Below are 18,344 nucleotides of genomic sequence, written 5' to 3' on the forward strand. Positions count from 1 at the left end.
ATATCCACCGTGCCGTTACCGTCGATATCCCGGCTGAGCAGTTCCGTGTGATAGCGCAGAGTGCTGCGCTGCGGGTCGCTGAGGCCCGGCGGATGATACGGCTGCAAGAAGCCTGTTTCACTGTCATAGAGAATGATATCCGACACAAGGCTGTTGCTGCCGGACCAGGCGTCCATCACAAGGTACATGGCATCGTCACGGCCCTGCCCGGCGCTGAGAGCTGCACAACCGCTATAGGAACCTTCCCCCAGATTCAATGTCTGGTAAGACCGGAATTCCCCTTCCACATTGGTCAATAGCTGCAGAGTCACACCGCCGTACTCGGTATCGGTGGGCAGTGCCAGCACCAGGTCCTGTGTATCGCCCTTGCCGGTAAAGTCCCCCAGGACCATTTCGCTGTATCGGTTGCTGATGATGGTGTTCAGGTTGGTGCCGTCGTACTCATACACCACCAGGTACCGGTCTCCCTGCGCACTGCCATACCCGGCCAGAATCTGCTGGCTGGTGGCATCCCGCAGGTGAGCCGCCGAGAAAGTTTCCACCTCACTGGAAAGGCCTTCTATGGTCTGGCTCACATGCCAGCTGTCTTCCCCGCTGGGTTCCAGAACCGCCAGAAAAACATTGGAACTGGTGGTGTCTGCCGTATACAGCACGGCAGCCTCGTTGGTTCCGTCGCCGTCCCAGTCGCCGAAGGCAAAGGGCGAGAGGAAATCACCGCTGGCGGGATATTTCAGGGTAGCGCTGCCGCCCAGATAGCTGTTCAGCGCTTTTTGCAGCGCGGCGCTTTCGCCCGAAAGCTGCGGTGCCCGCAGCAGGGTTTCCACATCATTGTAGGCGGCACACCCTGTTAACAGCAAAAGGGCCAGGGTGAGGGCCGTTATTTTCAAACGCATACAGCACCCTCCCCTGCCGTTTTTCAACATTGATACAGGGTATAGTATAACACATTCAAGACAAAGCCGCAATGCCCAGCAGCATCCCCAGCAGTCCGGCCGCCGCGCCCAAAAGGCCTGGCAGACGGTCCCGTCCGGCCAATGCCGACGGCAGCAGCTGGGCAAGCGCCACCCACAGCATGACCCCTGCTACCATGACCATGGTGCCGTTCAGGAACCCCGGCGTAAACCACCGGTGCAAAAACAGCATGGCCAATACGGCCCCGGCCGGTTCCGCAAACCCGGATACCAACGCAGCAGCCGCACCGCCCACCCGGCTGCGCAAAGCATAGGCAAAGGGAACTGCAACGGCCACCCCTTCGGGAATATTATGCAGGGCAATGGCCAGTGTGGTCCGAATCCCCAGGGACGGGCCAGCTGTACCCGCAAACAAAGTGAGTATCCCTTCCGGGAAATTATGCAGCAGCAATGCTGCACCGGTAATCAGGGCCGTGCGCAGCGCCGCCGTCCTGGCTGCATCCCCAGCCATCCGCGCCGCCAGTTCCTCTTCTTCCGGCAACAAGCGCCCCAGCAATGCCGCCATAAGCATACCGGCCCCCAGCAGCAAAACCAAGGCACCGCCACAAGCAAAGGGCGGCAGATACATCCCATAAAAACGCAAAGCCCCGGGAACAAGATCCGCCAAAGACGCAGCCACCATCACCCCGCCCGCAAAGCCCGCGCTGATGCAGAGCAGCCGCCGGGTGGGTTTGCACAGAACCACAACCAGACCGCCCGCTCCGGTGGACAATCCCGCCAATGTGGTAAGTACCAACGGTGAAACAGTCATAAAAAGCCCCCTTGCACGTTTTTTTCAACCTATGCAAGGGAGCCGTTTCCTATACAAAAAGCGTCCGCCATCAGGCGGACGCCATACGTTTACATCAATATCCGCTGCCGGATTCCCCGGTAGTCAGCAGTTTTACTGCGCGGGATGTGCCAAGGCGGTCGGCTCCCAAATCCAGGAACTTTTCAATATCCTCCACCGTGGAGATGCCGCCCGCCGCCTTGATCTTGCAGCGGCCCTTGACATGCTCTGCAAACAGCTCCACATCATGGAAAGTGGCACCGCCGGTAGAGAAGCCCGTGGAAGTCTTGATGAAATCGGCACCGGCTTCGGGCACAATGTCGCACATCTTGATCTTTTCTTCGTCGGTGAGCAGGCAGGTTTCGATGATGACTTTGAGGACCTTGTCCCCCACCGCTTCCTTGACTGCGGCAATATCGGCCCGCACATCGTCATACTGCTTGTTTTTCAGCCAGCCGATGTTGATGACCATATCCACTTCCGAAGCACCGTTTTCCACCGCCGTGCGGGCCTCAAAGGCCTTGCTGCGGGTATCCATGGCACCCAGAGGGAAACCTACCACACAGCAGACCGGAACACGCCCTGCCATATAGTCCACCGCCTGCTTCACATAGCAGGTGTTGATGCAGACCGAAGCACAGTGGTTGGCAATGGCTTCATCACACAAAGCCTGAATCTGCGGCCAGGTAGCTTCCGGCTTGAGCAGTGTATGGTCAACTTTGCTCAGCATAAATTCCTTTGTGTATTTCACCGGAAGTTTTCTCCTTTCGCGCAGTGTTTGCACAGATGTGCCTGGTGCAGGCCCAGTGCAGAAAAGACAACGGCCGTAATGCTGATGGTGGCACCAACGATGCCCAAAATCAGCCCGACCAGACGAAAACCGTGACCGCGGACTTTCTTCTTCATGGGAATTGCCTCCTTATGCAGGAAATAAAATCACAAAACGGCCGCCTTTCGGCAGGCCGAAAACTACTGCCTGTTTCGCGCCGCAGCAAAAATCGCTTTATTTTTTCTTGAAAATAAACAATTTGCTGAACACATAATTGGACAGAATGACAATCACCTGGCTGAACAGCTTGACGCCCATAGCCCAGATTTCACCGTTGTCCACAGCAAAGGCCACATGGGGGCCTACCATAGAAACGCCCAGCCAGATAATAGCCTGGTCCAGAACCATGGTGGCAATACGGCAGGAAACAAACTGCCCGAATTCCGCCAGCGCAGCACGACCCTTGTTTTCGCTACGGAAAACAAAGGTGTGGTTGGTCCAGTATGCAAACAGAATGCAGATGATGTTATCAATCACATTGCCGATGCCGGCAGCAAAAGCTGTGCCGAACATTGCCTGGAACAGCGCAAATACCACCAGGTTGAGCAGCGTAGCCACCCCGCCAAAGAACAGGTAGGCCAGCCCCTCGTAATATTTTATGACAAATTCTTTGATTTTTTGCATGCCACTACTTTTTTCAATAAAAGGAGGCCTGCCTGTACTGACAGGCAGGCCCCCTTACGGTTGCAGAATCGAATTATTCGGCGTCCTCTTCCTCGTTCAGGCAAGCCTTCATGGAGAGGCTGATGCGCTTACGGTCGAAGTCGACATTGGTCAGCTTAACGCGGACTTCGTCGCCGACCTTCAGAACGTCGGAAACCTTGTTGACGCGCTCGTTGCTGATCTCACTGATGTGAACCAGACCGTCGATGCCCGGCATGATGCGGACAAAGGCGCCAAACTTGGTGATGGAGACAACGGGAGCGGTGAACTCGGTGCCGACGGGCACTTCATTCTCCAGCTTGACCCAGGGATTGTCCTCTTCCTTCTTGTAGCCCAGAGAAACCTTCTGGTTTTCGGGATCGTAGCTCTTGACGTAAACTTCGATCTCGTCGCCAACATTGACAACCTCAGAGGGATGCTTGATGTTGGACCAGCTCAGCTCGCTGATATGGCACAGGCCATCCACACCGCCGATATCCACGAAAGCGCCGTAAGAGGTCAGGCTCTTGACAACGCCCTGATACTTCTTGCCAACTTCCACATTGGCCCAGAACTCTTCGCGCTTGGCTTTGTTGGCTTCCGCAGTCACCTTGTTGATGCTGCCGACGATCTTGCGGCCGGCGCACTCGGTGATGACCAGCTGGACATGCTGACCCACCAGCTTGGTGTAGTCCTCGTCACGGCGCATGGTGGCCTGAGAACGGGGCACGAACACACGCACGCCCTTGACGTTGACAACAACGCCGCCCTTGTTGGCTTCCATGACGTCGCCTTCCATAACGGTGCCGTTCTCGGCAGCCTCGGAAACGTCCTTCATGCCCTTCTGGGCTTCAAAACGAACACGGGAAAGGGTATCCACGCCTTCCTGATCGTTGGTCTTCACAACAACCAGATCCAGCTCGTCATCTACCTTAACAAGGTCTTCCATCTTGGCGTTGGGGTCATGGCTCATCTCACGCAGCGTAACAACGCCGGTGTGCTTGGAGCCATCGATGCCGACGACACATTCCGTCGGGGAAACGCTGATGACCTTGGCTTTAACAATCTTGCCTGCATACAGGGGCTTTGCTTCGGACGCTTCCAGCATCTCGGCAAAACTCATGTCGTCACGGATCTCTTCACTCATACTGTTAAGTACCTCCTCAATTATAGACGAAGGCGTTGAAGCCCCGGCTGTCACACCCACTGTCTTGGCACCTGCCAGCCATGCCCGGTCGAGTTCATCAGCAGTCTCGACATTGATGGCCATGGTATGCCTTGCAGCAACCTGTAACAACTTTTGGGTATTGGAAGAATGATGACCACCAATGACGACCATACGGTCACATTTCTGGCTGAGGTCTTCCGCTTCCTGTTGCCTCGCCCACGTTGCGTTACATATTGTATCAAAAATTTCGGCTTTTGTACACTCTTTTTTTAAAAAAGCTTTGCAGTTTTCCCAACTTTCTACCCGAAAAGTCGTCTGCGCAACCACACAAATGGACTCTTGTTGCGCAAGTTCCGGCAACATTTTTTGCAGTTCTTCCAGATTGGCAAAAACCCGCACCGGGCCTGTTGCATGGCCCACAATGCCTTGTACTTCCGGGTGATTTTCGTCACCGGCCACCAACAAAATCGCACCTTTTTTGCCCGCTTCCGCGGCCAATTTATGGATTTTTGCAACAAATGGACATGTGGCGTCATGATACGCCAGGCCCCGTGTGCTTATTTTCTCGTAAACCTCCCGCGGGACCCCGTGGCTGCGGATGATCACTTCATATCCGTCAGGCACAGCGTCCACTTCTTCACAGGTAAGCGCCCCCTTGCTTTCCAGGTCGGCTACCACCTGCGGATTGTGGATCAGTGGGCCTAACGTAGCTACACGCCGTCCTTCTTCCAACAAATCGTAGGTCAGTTTGACCGCACGGTCCACGCCAAAGCAAAAGCCGGCGGTTTTGGCACGAATTACATTCATGGTTTGGCTCCTTGTGGCAAATTACAGTTCGGCCTGACGGTTGGCATCCGGGGCCGAAGGCGGCGTGACAGGCTGCGCCTCAGCGGCGGGTTGTGCAGCTTCCAACGCCGGCTTTTCAAAAGCATTTTCTTCCAGCAGCGCTTCCAGCGCCTCTTTCAGGCGGGTCTTCATGTGGCGCAGTGCCGTTACCTTGTGACCGGGGTCCGTGATCTGCAGGTCCTGTGCCGGAATAGCCGGGCCGAATACCACCCGCACACGGCAGAACGGATGCAGCTTGCCGTCCTTGGTGTTGTAGATGATACGGCAGGGCACCATATCGGCATTGGCAGAGGCCGCAATCACAAAGGCACCGCTTTTCAGGATGCCCAGTTTTCCGTTTTTGGTACGGGTTCCTTCGGGGAAAATCAGCACCCCGATACCGCGGCGGCAGGCCGAAGTCACCTTTTCCAGCGTGACGGTATCGCCTTTGCCGCGGTCAATGGAGACCGCCCCCATGCAGCGCAGGAACCAGCCGATAAAAGGATTTTTGAACAGTTCTTCCTTCGCCAGTACGCACATACGGCGCCAATCCATCACGGCAACGGCAATAAACACCGGGTCCAGATTGGCAATGTGGTTGGACGCGATCACATAGGCGCGGCCGTCGCGCACGGCCTTATAGTTTTCAAGGCCGATGACCTCGATGCGCCAGACGAGCCGTGCGAGTACCCATACAATGGGCAGAATGATCCAATACAGCAGCATGTGCGCGCCTCCAATTTAGATATGTTCCAGAATCGTACGTTTCAGCAGAGCAAAGCTCTCGTCAAAATCAATATCACTGGTGTCTACCAGAATGGCATCTTCTGCCTGTTTCAAAGGCGCCACTTCCCGATGGGTGTCCTGATAATCGCGCTGCTCAATATCCGCCAGCACAGTGGCAAAATCGGCAGGCTGGCCTTTTTGCTGCAGTTCCTTGCAGCGGCGTTCCGCCCGCGCCTGTGCGCTGGCCGTCAGATAAATTTTGACGGTGGCGTTGGGCAGCACCACGGTGCCGATATCCCGGCCATCCATCAGGACATTCTGGTTAGCGGCCAGGCTGCGCTGGGTATCCAGCAAAAATGCCCGGACCGGAGGATGTGCCGACACCGCCGATGCCGCCATGCCGATCTCCTCGGCGCGGATGGCTTCGCTGACGTCTTCCCCGTTGAGATAGATATGCTGGGTACCATCCAGCAGGCGGATCTCCAGCTGGATCTGGGGCAGCAGCGCCGCCACAGCCTCGGCATTGTGCAGGTCGGCGCCCTGCCGGGTTGCATACAGACCAATGGAGCGATACATGGCACCGGTATCCACATACACGTATCCCAAATCAGCCGCCAGACGCTTGGCCAGGCTGGATTTGCCGGCCCCGGAAGGACCATCGATTGCAACAGAAATCATCCAAAACACCTCGTATATTGATTCTTGGCGGAAGTTTCAGCCCCCCGCCCTTTGATCAGGATTGGGCAATGGCCCGAACCGCTGCCTGTGCGGTGGACCAGGCAATCTGCAGATTATAACCACCGGTCCGTGCATCCACATCCAGCACCTCACCGGCAAAGTACAAACCGGCGCACAGCTTGCTGGCCATGGTTTTGGGGTCTATCTCCCGCACATCCACACCGCCGGCAGTAATGACCGCGTGTTCCCGGTCCCCCAGTGCGGTGACGGGCACGGCCCAGTGTTTACACAGCTGCACCAGTGCCTGCTTTTGCTCCCGGGTGATCTGAGCCGCCCGGGTGGCAGGGTCCACGCCCCATTTTTCCACAGCCACCGGGCGCATGGAATGGGGCAGCAGTTTTTCCAGTGCGCCCTGGGCGCTGTGCCCGCCTAACGCGGCAAAATCCCGTGTCAGACGGTCATAAAGGGTTTTCTCGTCCAACGCGGGTTTCAGATCGAACTCGCAGACATATTGATGCCGGGCCAGATCCTCGATGTACGTACTGGCAGAGAGTACCAGCGGGCCGGACAATCCGAAATGCGTGAACAGCGCTTCTCCCTGTTCGGAAAACAGCGGTTTTCCGTCACACAGCAGGGTCAGACGGACATTGCGCAGCGAAAGCCCCATCATACGGCGGCAGGCGGGGTCCGGACTGACCAGACTGCACAGGCTGGGCTGCGGGTCCACAATGGTATGCCCTGCCTGCCGGGCCAGCTTGTAACCGCTGCCATCACTGCCGGTCACCGGATAGCTGATACCTCCGGTCGCCACAAGGGTGGCGTTGGCACGAATCGTCTGGCCCTTTTCGGTAACAGCTCCGCAGCAGACGCCGTTTTCCACCAGCAGCTTTTTGGCGCTTCCCCGCACAAATTCCGCATCCTGCGCGTAAGAGCGCAGCGCCGCCAGCACATCGGCGGCACGGTCACTTTGCGGGAAAACACGGCGTCCGCGCTCAGTTTTGAGCGGTACACCGAGAGATTCAAACAATTCCATTGCCGCCGACGGCGGGAATGCATACAAACTGGAGTACAGGAACCGGCCGTTATGACGCACAAAGGGCAGGAACTCCCGCACGTCACTGTCGCTGGTCACATTGCAGCGCCCCTTGCCGGTAATCAGCAGTTTCTGGCCAGGTCCCTTGGGGTTATGTTCCAGCACGGTGACTCGCAATCCCCGGGCACAGGCCGCCCCTGCGGCCATCAGACCGGCGGCACCACCCCCAATAATCAGAAGATCGGTCATGCAGCGTGCTCCTTTCGTTTGAACGGCCAGCCGAACGCTGCGGTCGACGCAAACGCGTACAGCAGCAACAGCGGATGAACCGTCGCAAGGTACATGGTACTGGTGCCGATTCCGAAGCTGGACACCTCCACAAAAGCGATCATGGCACAGCGCAGCAGCGCAATTCCCAGAATGCCGAACAGAAGCAGCCAGGGCACCACCTTATCCGCGGCAGGGCAGCGCAGTACACGGGGCAAGGCACCCCAATGGCAGACCAATCCGGCCAGCAGGCCCAGCCACAGCAAAGCGCGATAGCACCAGGCAATGCCCTCCATAAGAGCAAACACCAGTTTCTGGTAAGGGCTGTAATAAGGCGTATCCTTGCCGGCTTCCGCCGCATGGTTGAAACCACAGTGCAGATACGACGACCACTGGGCCATATCTTCCTCGGTGCCGATGGAACGCGCCGTTTCATAAGGGGCACAATCGGCAAACGTTATCACATGGACAAAGCCCCGCACCGTTTCTGCCAATGTGGAAGCCACATAAGAAGCCTTGATTGGCTGGCTGGTGGCGGTCCGCTGCCCGGTACGGCTGGGCAGGGTTCCATCCTCACAGGCCCCATTGATGGCATCGGCCACGCTTTGCCAGTAGGCATCCGCTTTCTGGGGCGTATCGTAAACGCCCTCAAACTGTGCCGCACGGCGGATGGCCCAGTAAAAGCTGCCCGCGCGGTAATCATCCAGCACAGGGTCCCGGAAATCGTTCTGCAGCTGTTCGTCCTCTTCCAGCCAATAGGCCAAGGGTTCCAGTTCCGGAACCGCCGCATATATTTTTTCCCGGGCATCGGTCGGAACCGAGAGCAGCGGTTCGGTGCTTTCGGTGTCCACCCGCATCATGGCCCCCATGGCCGCCGCGAAAGAGCCTTCGGAGAAATCCGAAAGTGCAAACACGCCATAGTGGCTGTAGTTCAGGCTGCAGAAAGTCAGCACAGCCACCGCCAGCAAACCATAGGGCAGCGCCTGTGCCGCGCAGCAGAGCCAGCGGCGCGCCCGGACCAGTACCACCAGCATCACAACGGTGGCCACCGCAGCAAAGGGCAGCAAAAACACCCCAGCATCCTCCCGGTCCAGGTATCCACAGCCCAGTCCCATTCCGGCAGCCAGCAACCAGGGCCAGAGGGGCTTTTCTTTGGCCGGATAGAATACGGCGCGCAGGGCGGCACCCGCCATTCCCGCAAAGAAAATCAGGCAAAGTGCCGGGAAGATATTGTCCCGGTACACACGCAATGTGTAAGCCGCCCAGCTGGACGGCAAAAAAGCCAGCAGCGCAAACAGCCCCAGGGTATAAACGCGGGCTGTGCCGGGTTCCTTTTTACGCCACAAAGGGGCAAATGCAAAAGCCGCCAAAAGGGAAGCACCACACCAGAGCGCGGCCCCTGCCACCAGATACGGCAGATGCAGCAGATGCAAAAGCGCCAGCCAAACCGGGAAAAACATTGCCTTGGAAAGGGTCAGGTAATCATACGCTCCCAGCCACTCCCCTGCCGAGATCGCATTGGCAGCACGGAACATAAGCTCATCGTCCAGTGGTGCGCCACCCACCCAAATATATGCCTGCTGAAAGGCGGTAAGCGCACAGCGCAAACACACCAGCAGCGCAATGCACAGCCAGAAGGTACGGCGGTTCAATTGTAGGCGAAGTTTTTTCATTTCTGCAGCTTTTCAATACTTTCCACAAGATATTTCTGCTGTTTGAAGGTGAGGTCCAGCAGCAAAGAGAGATACTTGACCACAATGGTCAGCACCGCAAACAGACCGGAAAATCCCACCGTGATCACAAACATGGTGGTAGTCCAGCCGGCCACCGGGTGCCCGGTGAAAAAGATCACCAGCGTGTACAAAAGTTCTGCCAGCGCCAGGGCCAGCATACACAGGGTAATGCCCATGCTGACCTTAAAGCCGGCATCCGTATACAGTGCCAGGCTGTCGATAGCCAGATTGAACCGCCCCGACTGTTTTTCGGTCATGCGCCCGTCAAACAGCAGATCGGTCATCCGAAGGCCGGAAGCCGCATAAGCAGCTTTGCGGTAGGGCAAATGCGCGCTGGAAGCGTGTACGCGGTTGATGGCCCGCCGGGTGACCAGCCGGAAGGCATCGGTCCGCAGGCGGTAGGGCGAATGAGAGTAGGCGTTGAATATTTTATAAAACAGTTCACTGCTGCCGCGGGTCGTGCCGGGGCAGACCGAAACAATATCATTGCCTTCCAGTGCGGTCTGGTAAGCCTGGAAAATACATGCCGCCGGATAGGGCATCCGGGTGGAATCAAACTCGTACACATAATCGCCGATGGCCGCATCCAGCCCGGCATTCATGGCGTTTTCCAAGCCATGGTGCAGGCTCATGTGCAGGATCGTCAGCGGCGCGGCCTGTTCACGGCCCCAGGCCCGCAGCTTTTCCACCGTATCGTCGGTGCAGGCGTCATCCACCGCCACCAGCTCATACTGGGCAAAATGCGCGTCCAGTTCCGCAGCAACCGCACGGCAGAATTCCGCTGCGCGGGCGCCGTCGTTATGCAGGTAGACGACCGCCGAAACAAAGTTTTTTTCTTTTGTATTCACAGTTCCAGCACCTCGTCCAAATCATATACAGTATTGATCTTGCCCGACAACACACTGACCAGCTTGGGTTCTTCACACATCACCCGCACCACCGTCGGCCGCGAGTCATCGATCTCGCTGGCTTTCAGGATGGGCTTCATGCTGAACAGGCTGCTGTGGTAGGCAAAACCATATTCTTCTTTCAGATATTTGCGGGCCAGACGGCTCATATAGGGCCAGGCACTGGCCGGTTTGGCCGGACATTCGTTACAGTTAAACAGGTTGCCCGGGCTGCAGCGGCCGCCGCTCTCCTGCTGGCAGGGGAAGGTCGCCACGCTGTCGTAGCTGGTTTCGTGTGGGGTGAAGGTCACGCTGGTCAGGCTGTGCAGCCCGGTCTGGCCGAAGGGCATCAAGCTGAAAAAGGGGCCGTCCATCACGGTAATGCCGGTTTCCTTCAAACGCTCATCCACCGTACAAAGGATGATCTCGCACTTTTCGTACTTGATCTTAAACGGCGGCAGTTCCAGCAGTGCATGCACATCGTTGACTCCCGCATAGGTAGCATTGAGCAGATACGGTGCCTCAGCGGTGATGTCCCCCGCTTTGACCTGCCAGACGCTGCCCTCCTTGCGGATCTGCTCCGGTCTGTGGTTATACAGTACCGTCACCTGCGGCAGTGCCGCCAGTTGTTCCAGGAACCAGCGCTTCAGGACCTGGGCATCATAGGTATACTCCGTGGTCAAAAACGCACCGTCGCAGAGCCCCGGGTTAAAATATTTGGTAGGCGCCACATCATCACAGCGAATCCCCGCTGCGGCACAAAAGCGGCGGAATTCCGCCGCATTGGTCCAGGAGAAGTGTGCGCTGGTGGCATAGATCTGATCAAATTCCGTATGCAGGCAAAAGCCGTAGTCCTGACAAAAGCGCTGGAAATAATGGGCGCTTTTGATGGCCGTGGAGTAGCTGCGGGGATAATGATACCCCATGTGCACCCGCGCCTGGTTGATGTAAGTTGCCCGCATGAAGGGGCCGGGGTCCCGTTCCAGCACCAGGACACGCTGCCCCGCCGCGCCGCATTTCTGCGCCGCGTACAAGCCATAGAGCCCCGCACCGAAAATGATTTTATCGTAGACCATACAACGTTCCCCCGGCGCGTAAAGTCCGCGCCTCTTTTTTACGGATTATATTTGCCTGCCATGGCACTGAACAATACCTTGAGCAGATCGCTGTTGCCCTTAAAGCCGGTGATTTTGGTGGGCGTTTTGCCGGTAGCGGGATACGCCCGGGTCACCGGTACCTCGCAGGCGCGCAGCCCCAGCTGGGTGGCACGGATGCTCAGGTAGGCCAGCAGTTCATACCCCTCAAAAACATCGCGCAGCGGCCGTACCTCGGGATGGGTCAGATATTCCCGGCTGTAGGCACGGTAGGCGTTGGTGGTATCGGTAAACCACTGATGCGCCGCCAGGCTGACCAGCGGGGCATGCACCAGCCGCACGGCGGCATACCGTACCGGCGGTGTATTGATGGCGCGCCCGCCGCGGCGGAACCGGCTGCCCTGCACCAGATCATACCCTTCCTGCAGCTTGGCAATAAAACGGGGCACATCCTCGATGGAGTCCTTGTTATTGCCGTCGATGGTCAGTACCCCTTTATAGCCGCGGTTGAGTGCAAAGTAGATGCCCATGCGCAGCTGGGCCCCCTGCTTGCCGGGGCCTGTTTTGATCAGCAGCGTGTTGACGCCGTACAGCTGCAGGGTTTCTTCCTTCATGCTGCCATCGGTGGAACCACCGTCGCACAGCACAATATCGCACATTTTATCCACACCGGCGCGCTGGGCCCGGCCCAGTTCGGTAAGGATACGCGCCCCCTCGTTGATGACCGGGATCAACAGGCAGTAATCGCTCTGCCGTGCGCTGAATTCAGCGGCACAGTAATCCGGCACGCCGGAAAGATCGTGGCGTTCATAACGGATCATGCAAACACCTCCGCAACATAGTCCAGCGTCCGCCGGATGGTCTCCAGGTCTGTGCAGGCCATCTCCACCGAGACATATCCCCGGTAGCCTACTGCACCCAGCAACAGTGCCAGTTCCCGGTGTTCGGGGCGCTTCTGGATAGGCGCCAGGCCCGGTTCGCTGATATGTACATGGCTGACATACTGCAGATCATCCACAAAGTTCTGCAGTTTTTCTCCCTGTGCCAGCATGGTGGAAAGGTCCAGATTGACCGCCAGACCGGGGTTATCCAGCCGCTTGACCAGCGCGAAGGCATCGGCGGTATGATTCAGATAGTTGGTATAAACCGGGGGATTGGCTTCGATAGCCAGCCGCACACCGTAGCGCGCCGCCAGATTGCCCGCCTGCATAAAGAAAGACTCCGCCAGTGCATCGTCGGCGCCCAGGGGCCTCATCCGGTTTTTGGGGCAGCCAAACACCAGCGAAGGACAATTGAGGCTGTGGGCAAACCGGAACGCACCGGCCGTGTAGTCCAGCAGCGTTTCACTTTGCGCCCCATCAAAAATATTGCCAGTCTGACCGTACCAGATACTTTGCAGGCTGGGCACTTCAAATCCCCAGCGGTTTTTCAGGTAGCCGCCGAACAAAGCGGCGGAAGTCAGGTTCTCATAAGGTTCTGCCGGGAAAATACGGGTAGGCGCAATCTCCAGCCCGGTAAAGCCGGCCTGCTGCATGGCCGTATAGACCGCTTCATCGTCATTTTTATGCCATGCAATGTTGGAAATAGCCAGTTTACACACGGGCATTGCGTGATTCCTCCCCCTGGCGCAAAAAGCGCTGTATATCGTCCAGTTCCTGTTGTTTCGTGCACAGATAAGCCCCGCTGCCGCCCAGCAGCGCCCCATGTTTGCTGCGCAGGTCATAGTCAAACGGCGGCTTGGGCAATTCATTCTGCCAATCGTTTTTTCCGGTCACTGCCGAATAGACCGCCTGTGCCGAGATGGGCGGCGTGCACAGGTGCAAAAGGTGCAAACCGGCTTTGCGGGCTGCTGTGATATCGTCCCACAGACGGCCCAGATTATAAAACTGATACCGGCTGCGGGAGTCGGTAAACGCCAGTGCATTGAAATCGTTACCGGCAAAAAAATCCCGCAGTGCAGCGGCATCCACCGAACCGTTGAGCTTGTAAAAGCCGTTGTCGGCCTGGGTGTATCCTTCCCGCACCAGTTCCGATTTCTGCGACAGTTCGTTGTATTTTTCCGTTTTCAGCATAGCCGGGGTAATGGTGCGCAGATCATACAGGAAGTTTTTCTTCAATCCTTTGCCGTACAAGGCAGGCAGGCGCACGATCAATGCAGCCGGGAAATCCTTCCGCACCCAGCGCTCCAGCTGCAGCCGGTTGCTTCCGTAGGCGGAAAGACCGTTTGTGTCCGGCTCGTCGTCCTCATTCTTGCCGCGGCTGTCCGCATAGACGGCAATGCTGGAAATGAGTACCACTTCTTTGGGGGCGATCCGGCGCAGATTTTCCCGTGCAGCCGCCATCACGGCCAGGTCTGCTTCGGGGTCCGCATTGGCCAGGAACATGGCCGCCGGTACCCCTGCATACACACAAAGATCGGGGCGGGTGTTGTACTGCGCCGCCACATCACTGCTGTGGCAGACCGCCGAGAACCTGTGTTTGGCCATAAGATTGCCGCCCACAAACCCGGTGGACCCTACCAGAAGATCGCTGTACACACACTTCGCCCCTTTTCTACATATTCATACAGAATGCATTATAACCGATTACCGCACAAAAAGCAACGCCCCGCGTTGGCTGAAACGCGGGGCGTTGGCTTATTTTTGACAAATGTTAAGAAATTGACTGACAATAGAAAGTCCCACCGGGCCGGATTTTTCCGGATGGAACTGGCAGCCCACCACAGAGCCATGAGCTGCGACCGCACATACATCGCGCCCCCCGTAGCGGGTATCGGCCAGCCGGTCCGCCGGAGCGGTCGGCTTGGCCTCGTAACTGTGGATAAAGTAACATTCCTGCCCCGGTTCCACATCTGCCAGAATAGTACCGGCAAAATCCGTTCTGCCCCCCGCCGGGAACAACGGATCCCAGCGGATATGGGGCACTTTTTGGGGTGCACCGTGCACATCGGTGCCGGGAATCTTTACCACCCTTCCGGGGATCAGACCCAATCCGGCATAACACCCGAATTCTTCAGACTCCTCAAACAGCATCTGCATTCCCAGGCAGATGCCCAGCAAAGAGGTTCCCTCCGCGACCTTTTGGCGGATGGGCTCCACCAGGCCCAACGCCGCCAGACCGGCCATGCCGTCCCGGAACGCGCCCACACCCGGCAGAACCAGCGCCTCGGCGTTCTGCACATCCGCCGGGGAGCTGGTCAGCAGCGTTTCAGCGCCGCAATGGGCAAAGGCGTTCTGGACACTGCGCAGGTTGGATAAGCCGTAATCAATCACCGTAACTTTCATACGCTGCGCACCTCCACGCCACCGGCCCGGATTTCCTCTTTCAGTTCCGGTACCGTTTCCTTCTCATAATGCAGTACCGCCGCACACGCTACCGCATCGGCCCCGGCATGGGCAGCTTCCACGATGTCATCGCCGCAGCCCACACCGCCGCCGCAGATCACCGGGATATGCACCGCACCGGTCACTGCCTGAATAAGTTCCAGGTCCATGCCACGCTGCAAACCTTCGTTGTCCACGCTCATCAGCAGGATCTCCCCTGCCCCCAGCGCTTCCCCTCGTTTGGCCCATTCCACCACATCGTAGCCCGAGTGAGCCCGACCGTTGTCGTAATAGGCTTCCCACTTGCCGGGCCAGGTACGGCTGCGCTTAGCCTGGATGGACAGCACCATACACTGACTGCCGAAAGCCTCGGCAATTTCGGTGATCAGTTCCGGCCGCTTGATGGCCGCCGTGTTCACGGCCACTTTGTCGGCGCCCATGGAAAGCAGGTGGCGCACATCCTCCACACTGCGCACCCCGCCCCCTACACAAACCGGGATGAACACCTCATCCACCGTCTTGCGCACAATATCGCTGAGATTGTTGCGGTTGTACAAGCTGGCTACAATATCGATATAGAGCAATTCGTCAATGCCCTCTTCATAGTACCGCCGGGCAAACTGGTTGGGGTCCCCCAGTTTGCGCAGCCCTTCCATCTGAATCCCCTTGACAAGGTTTTCGTCCTTTACATCCAGCCGTGCGATCAGGCGTATTTTTTCTGCCATAGTCTGCTGCCTCCGGGATCAGATTTCGTGATGGGTGCCCTTCGGGTCACCCCAAAGCACCTCGCTGTCTCCCTCATAGGGAGTGTGGCGCAGTTTCCACATGTTGTCCTCCCACTTCCACAGGTGGGGCGAACGGAAGCGGTCCGCCAGATGCATGAAGTATTCCCGGTCCATTTTGGGCTGTTCAAAGCACTGGTACGCATGGGGGAAATGCTGCTTATCAATGGAAAGATACTGCATGATCTCTTTTTCAAACCGGTCGGGATACTCACCGTCAAACTTCTTGCACAGCGCTTTTGCCTCGTCCAGCGTAATTTCCTCGTTGCGGATTTCCTGGGCAGCGTCGTAGGTGGTGCGGCCGATGCCGTACTTGATGTAAGTGGTGTAGTAGAAGAAATCGTCGATTTTATCGTCGATGGAATTGTACTTGGAGTAGGTGCCTTGGGTGCGTTCAGGTGCCGGGCGGAAACCGCCGTGTTCCACACTGTAATAGTAGGCCCCCTGGGGATGCCATTTTTCGTAATAGCCAAGATACCGCACCTGAATGTGGTTTTTCTCCAGATTGGAGGTTTCGGAGGGCAGGTAAATGGCCAGGTCAGCCTTGTCGATCTTGTAGTCCTCCTCCAGCTGACGCAGGCTTACACCTCCCAGATAGATGTGGTCGTAGTCATTGACCGCGAAGAAATGTTCATCCCGCAAAGCCGAGTTGTTGTCCGCAATGGGGTTGCCAAATTCCGCTTCATTCTCACCGTAGAATACCAGCGGAATCCCAAATTTGGCCGCCATCTTGGGTGCCAGCTGTTTCTGGCCCAGAATAAAGGGCTGGAAAGGATGGAACAGATTCTCGGTTGCCAGGCGGGTCAGCAGCCGGTGGGTCTGCCCGTTGGGGGTGCACAGGTAGTTATCGAACCCGGCATGAATCCAGGCCTGCATATTTTCCCAGCCCCAGGGGGTGTAGATGTGGGGCGCCCAGGTAACGGTCAGCGGATGCATCCCGTACTTGTATTTCAGCAGGTGGGCCGCATAAAAGCTGTCCTTGCCGCCGGACCCCGGCACCAGGCAGTCGTAGGAGCCGTCGTTTTTGCGGTACTCATCACACAGTTCCCGCAGCTCCTTTTCCCGCAAAGCCCAGTCGATGTGACCGTTCGCCTTGTTGTGGCAGGCGTGGCAGGCGTCACAGACACCGTCCTCCTGAATGACCATGGTCTTTTTGATGGAATCGATGGTATGTTCGAACTCATAGCAGGAGTTCGGCTTCTGGTTGCTCATGACACATTCTTTGCAGAACTGCACATGTTTGGGCAGACCGTAGTAGGCCTCCAGCTGATCTTCCGGAAGATCCGGCGCATATTTGCTGTAATCAATGTCCACATAACGAGGAAGTTTTTCCATATTTCTGCACTCCATTCCGGCATTCCAGTAATACAAAAAAGGCGCCGTCCCTATGGCGATGCCATAGGGACGGCGCCTTTGCCGTTCTTGCGTATTATAGCACAATCCCTCGCCGTTGTGCAAGAGGGTTGCCAATTTTTGTCAGACCGTAAAGTCCAGGCAGCTGCGCAGTTTGGTGTAGGGACGCACTTTTCCGTCCGCCACCGCCACGTGGGCGGGGTGCCCCGCATAGGCTTTCAGCGCAGCCTCATCGGTAAAGGTAGAATCCAGCATCAGGTCCGCATTGGAGCTGGGCAGACAATTGATCTGCACATGAATATCCACCAGTCCCGGAATCTGTCCGGCCAGGCCTTCCAGCCCTTCCTTGATTGCCGCTTTCACGGCGGCTTTTTCTTCGGCGCCGAGTTCATCTTTCAGCGTCCAGAGGATGATGTGTTTGGTCATAGCTGCTGCTCCTTTGTTGTTAAATGCTTTTTCCGACTTTCATGGTAAAGTGCCATGCGGTAAGGATACAGCGAGGCCAACCACACCAACGCCGCCAAACCAAACCCGCACGCTGCCACAACCGGCGCCAGACCGCGGAACCAGCCCACATACAGATCATAAGCCGCATCCGTTGCCGGCATCCAGTTTTTCCAACCGGATAAACTAATGGCAATACAGGTCAGGGTTGTTCCGCACGCCACCGATATTCCGATTGCCGCCAATGTTTCTCCTATTTGATGCCAATGTTTTTGAAAAACGATCTGCAACCACTGACAGGCCACAAACAGAACCGCCAGCACAAATACCAGAATCCAGGCGACCTGCCGGTATTGCATCAGGAAATTCAAAATATTTGCCATGGGTGGCACCGCGTTAGTGCGCCACATATCCTCACAGACCGTCTGCACCTGCTGATACCGCACCGTATCTGCTTCGGTCCACATCTGACCGCTTTCTTTTGTGATGGTATCCTGCAGGTAAGTTACCAGATCCGCATACGGCGTATCCGGCTGTGTCGTGGAACCATGCCAGATTTCATCTGCACGACGGATCACTGCCACGTCCACATCTTCCTGTGAAACAATCCCATCCAAAATTGTCTCTCGCAGGCCTGCTGTGCGGGCTATCGTCTGCTCAGCTTCGCTAATATTTTCATAAATCAACAACAGACAGCCGCTGTTTTGCAACTGATGCAGATAGTACCCTTCCCGGAACAAGGTCAGGTTCAGGGCAAGCATCAAAGCCAGCAAACAACCACAGATGCTTGCAATTGCCTGCGCCAAAAACCCCATTGCCC

General features: G+C 56.9%; 20 protein-coding genes. All 20 read right to left on the reverse strand.

The genetic code is table 11. The annotated features are described in order from the left end of the window. The coding region (locus H6B10_RS01895) for a hypothetical protein (protein WP_204649223.1) at positions 1 to 893 on the reverse strand (893 nt) is incomplete at its 3' end. Positions 894 to 948: 55 nt separating this feature from the next. Then, positions 949 to 1,722 (reverse strand): ZIP family metal transporter, encoded by a 774-nt coding sequence (locus H6B10_RS01900; protein ID WP_204649224.1) that lies wholly within the window; start codon positions 1,720 to 1,722, stop codon positions 949 to 951. A 94-nt stretch (positions 1,723 to 1,816) separates the two neighbouring features. Further along, positions 1,817 to 2,470: a deoxyribose-phosphate aldolase gene (gene deoC, locus H6B10_RS01905; protein WP_204649252.1), complete on the reverse strand. Its 654-nt coding sequence runs from the start codon at positions 2,468 to 2,470 to the stop codon at positions 1,817 to 1,819. 17 nt (positions 2,471 to 2,487) lie between these two features. Continuing rightward, complete coding sequence (locus tag H6B10_RS01910) at positions 2,488 to 2,646, reverse strand: hypothetical protein (RefSeq protein WP_204649225.1); 159 nt, start codon at positions 2,644 to 2,646, stop codon at positions 2,488 to 2,490. A gap of 97 nt (positions 2,647 to 2,743) precedes the next feature. Beyond that, positions 2,744 to 3,193, reverse strand: coding sequence for a GtrA family protein (locus H6B10_RS01915; RefSeq protein ID WP_207751559.1), 450 nt, complete (start codon positions 3,191 to 3,193; stop codon positions 2,744 to 2,746). A gap of 73 nt (positions 3,194 to 3,266) precedes the next feature. Further along, positions 3,267 to 5,186, reverse strand: coding sequence for a bifunctional 4-hydroxy-3-methylbut-2-enyl diphosphate reductase/30S ribosomal protein S1 (locus H6B10_RS01920; RefSeq protein WP_204649226.1), 1,920 nt, complete (start codon positions 5,184 to 5,186; stop codon positions 3,267 to 3,269). A gap of 21 nt (positions 5,187 to 5,207) precedes the next feature. Then, on the reverse strand, positions 5,208 to 5,930 hold the full coding sequence (locus tag H6B10_RS01925; protein ID WP_204649227.1) for a lysophospholipid acyltransferase family protein: 723 nt from the start codon (positions 5,928 to 5,930) through the stop codon (positions 5,208 to 5,210). A 15-nt stretch (positions 5,931 to 5,945) separates the two neighbouring features. Then, complete coding sequence (cmk, locus tag H6B10_RS01930; protein ID WP_204649228.1) at positions 5,946 to 6,608, reverse strand: (d)CMP kinase; 663 nt, start codon at positions 6,606 to 6,608, stop codon at positions 5,946 to 5,948. A 55-nt stretch (positions 6,609 to 6,663) separates the two neighbouring features. Then, entirely contained in the window at positions 6,664 to 7,890 is a 1,227-nt protein-coding gene (locus H6B10_RS01935; RefSeq protein WP_204649229.1) for an NAD(P)/FAD-dependent oxidoreductase, read from the reverse strand. Next, the gene (locus H6B10_RS01940; RefSeq protein ID WP_204649230.1) at positions 7,887 to 9,581 is read right to left on the reverse strand and encodes a hypothetical protein; all 1,695 of its coding nucleotides are present in this window, start codon (positions 9,579 to 9,581) and stop codon (positions 7,887 to 7,889) included. Before H6B10_RS01940 ends, H6B10_RS01935 begins: the two co-directional genes overlap by 4 nt. Continuing rightward, a complete protein-coding gene (locus H6B10_RS01945) occupies positions 9,578 to 10,489 on the reverse strand; it encodes a glycosyltransferase (protein WP_204649231.1) in 912 nt (303 codons plus the stop codon). Before H6B10_RS01945 ends, H6B10_RS01940 begins: the two co-directional genes overlap by 4 nt. Further along, positions 10,486 to 11,604, reverse strand: coding sequence for an FAD-dependent oxidoreductase (locus H6B10_RS01950; protein WP_204649232.1), 1,119 nt, complete (start codon positions 11,602 to 11,604; stop codon positions 10,486 to 10,488). The genes H6B10_RS01945 and H6B10_RS01950 overlap by 4 nt, the downstream gene beginning before the upstream one ends. Before the next feature lie 38 nt (positions 11,605 to 11,642). Beyond that, positions 11,643 to 12,443, reverse strand: a complete 801-nt coding sequence (locus H6B10_RS01955) for a glycosyltransferase family 2 protein (RefSeq protein WP_204649233.1) — start codon at positions 12,441 to 12,443, stop codon at positions 11,643 to 11,645. Beyond that, on the reverse strand, positions 12,440 to 13,228 hold the full coding sequence (locus tag H6B10_RS01960; protein WP_204649234.1) for a sugar phosphate isomerase/epimerase family protein: 789 nt from the start codon (positions 13,226 to 13,228) through the stop codon (positions 12,440 to 12,442). The genes H6B10_RS01955 and H6B10_RS01960 overlap by 4 nt, the downstream gene beginning before the upstream one ends. Then, positions 13,215 to 14,159, reverse strand: a complete 945-nt coding sequence (locus H6B10_RS01965) for a sugar nucleotide-binding protein (protein ID WP_204649235.1) — start codon at positions 14,157 to 14,159, stop codon at positions 13,215 to 13,217. The genes H6B10_RS01960 and H6B10_RS01965 overlap by 14 nt, the downstream gene beginning before the upstream one ends. A 99-nt stretch (positions 14,160 to 14,258) precedes the next feature. Continuing rightward, positions 14,259 to 14,906: an imidazole glycerol phosphate synthase subunit HisH gene (hisH, locus tag H6B10_RS01970; protein ID WP_204649236.1), complete on the reverse strand. Its 648-nt coding sequence runs from the start codon at positions 14,904 to 14,906 to the stop codon at positions 14,259 to 14,261. Further along, on the reverse strand, positions 14,903 to 15,670 hold the full coding sequence (gene hisF / locus H6B10_RS01975) for an imidazole glycerol phosphate synthase subunit HisF (protein WP_204649237.1): 768 nt from the start codon (positions 15,668 to 15,670) through the stop codon (positions 14,903 to 14,905). Before hisF ends, hisH begins: the two co-directional genes overlap by 4 nt. An 18-nt stretch (positions 15,671 to 15,688) precedes the next feature. Continuing rightward, positions 15,689 to 17,062 carry an N-acetyl sugar amidotransferase gene (locus H6B10_RS01980; protein ID WP_204649238.1) on the reverse strand — a complete coding sequence of 458 codons (1,374 nt, stop codon included), beginning with the start codon at positions 17,060 to 17,062 and terminating at the stop codon, positions 15,689 to 15,691. Positions 17,063 to 17,203: 141 nt separating this feature from the next. Next, complete coding sequence (locus H6B10_RS01985; RefSeq protein ID WP_204649239.1) at positions 17,204 to 17,506, reverse strand: Dabb family protein; 303 nt, start codon at positions 17,504 to 17,506, stop codon at positions 17,204 to 17,206. Then, positions 17,503 to 18,330: a hypothetical protein gene (locus H6B10_RS01990; protein ID WP_204649240.1), complete on the reverse strand. Its 828-nt coding sequence runs from the start codon at positions 18,328 to 18,330 to the stop codon at positions 17,503 to 17,505. Before H6B10_RS01990 ends, H6B10_RS01985 begins: the two co-directional genes overlap by 4 nt. Positions 18,331 to 18,344 lie beyond the last annotated feature (14 nt).

The sequence above is a fragment of the Gemmiger formicilis genome (assembly GCF_016901605.1).
GTDB lineage: Bacteria > Bacillota > Clostridia > Oscillospirales > Ruminococcaceae > Gemmiger > Gemmiger formicilis_B.

Excerpts from the sequence above, each read along its gene's own strand:
- H6B10_RS01900 (WP_204649224.1), bottom strand. The coding sequence starts at position 1,722 with ATGACTGTTTCACCGTTGGTACTTACCACATTGGCGGGATTGTCCACC.
- deoC (WP_204649252.1), bottom strand. The coding sequence starts at position 2,470 with ATGCTGAGCAAAGTTGACCATACACTGCTCAAGCCGGAAGCTACCTGG.
- H6B10_RS01910 (WP_204649225.1), bottom strand. The coding sequence starts at position 2,646 with ATGAAGAAGAAAGTCCGCGGTCACGGTTTTCGTCTGGTCGGGCTGATT.
- H6B10_RS01915 (WP_207751559.1), bottom strand. The coding sequence starts at position 3,193 with ATGCAAAAAATCAAAGAATTTGTCATAAAATATTACGAGGGGCTGGCC.
- H6B10_RS01920 (WP_204649226.1), bottom strand. The coding sequence starts at position 5,186 with ATGAATGTAATTCGTGCCAAAACCGCCGGCTTTTGCTTTGGCGTGGAC.
- H6B10_RS01925 (WP_204649227.1), bottom strand. The coding sequence starts at position 5,930 with ATGCTGCTGTATTGGATCATTCTGCCCATTGTATGGGTACTCGCACGG.
- cmk (WP_204649228.1), bottom strand. The coding sequence starts at position 6,608 with ATGATTTCTGTTGCAATCGATGGTCCTTCCGGGGCCGGCAAATCCAGC.
- H6B10_RS01935 (WP_204649229.1), bottom strand. The coding sequence starts at position 7,890 with ATGACCGATCTTCTGATTATTGGGGGTGGTGCCGCCGGTCTGATGGCC.
- H6B10_RS01940 (WP_204649230.1), bottom strand. The coding sequence starts at position 9,581 with ATGAAAAAACTTCGCCTACAATTGAACCGCCGTACCTTCTGGCTGTGC.
- H6B10_RS01950 (WP_204649232.1), bottom strand. The coding sequence starts at position 11,604 with ATGGTCTACGATAAAATCATTTTCGGTGCGGGGCTCTATGGCTTGTAC.
- H6B10_RS01955 (WP_204649233.1), bottom strand. The coding sequence starts at position 12,443 with ATGATCCGTTATGAACGCCACGATCTTTCCGGCGTGCCGGATTACTGT.
- H6B10_RS01960 (WP_204649234.1), bottom strand. The coding sequence starts at position 13,228 with ATGCCCGTGTGTAAACTGGCTATTTCCAACATTGCATGGCATAAAAAT.
- hisH (WP_204649236.1), bottom strand. The coding sequence starts at position 14,906 with ATGAAAGTTACGGTGATTGATTACGGCTTATCCAACCTGCGCAGTGTC.
- hisF (WP_204649237.1), bottom strand. The coding sequence starts at position 15,670 with ATGGCAGAAAAAATACGCCTGATCGCACGGCTGGATGTAAAGGACGAA.
- H6B10_RS01980 (WP_204649238.1), bottom strand. The coding sequence starts at position 17,062 with ATGGAAAAACTTCCTCGTTATGTGGACATTGATTACAGCAAATATGCG.
- H6B10_RS01985 (WP_204649239.1), bottom strand. The coding sequence starts at position 17,506 with ATGACCAAACACATCATCCTCTGGACGCTGAAAGATGAACTCGGCGCC.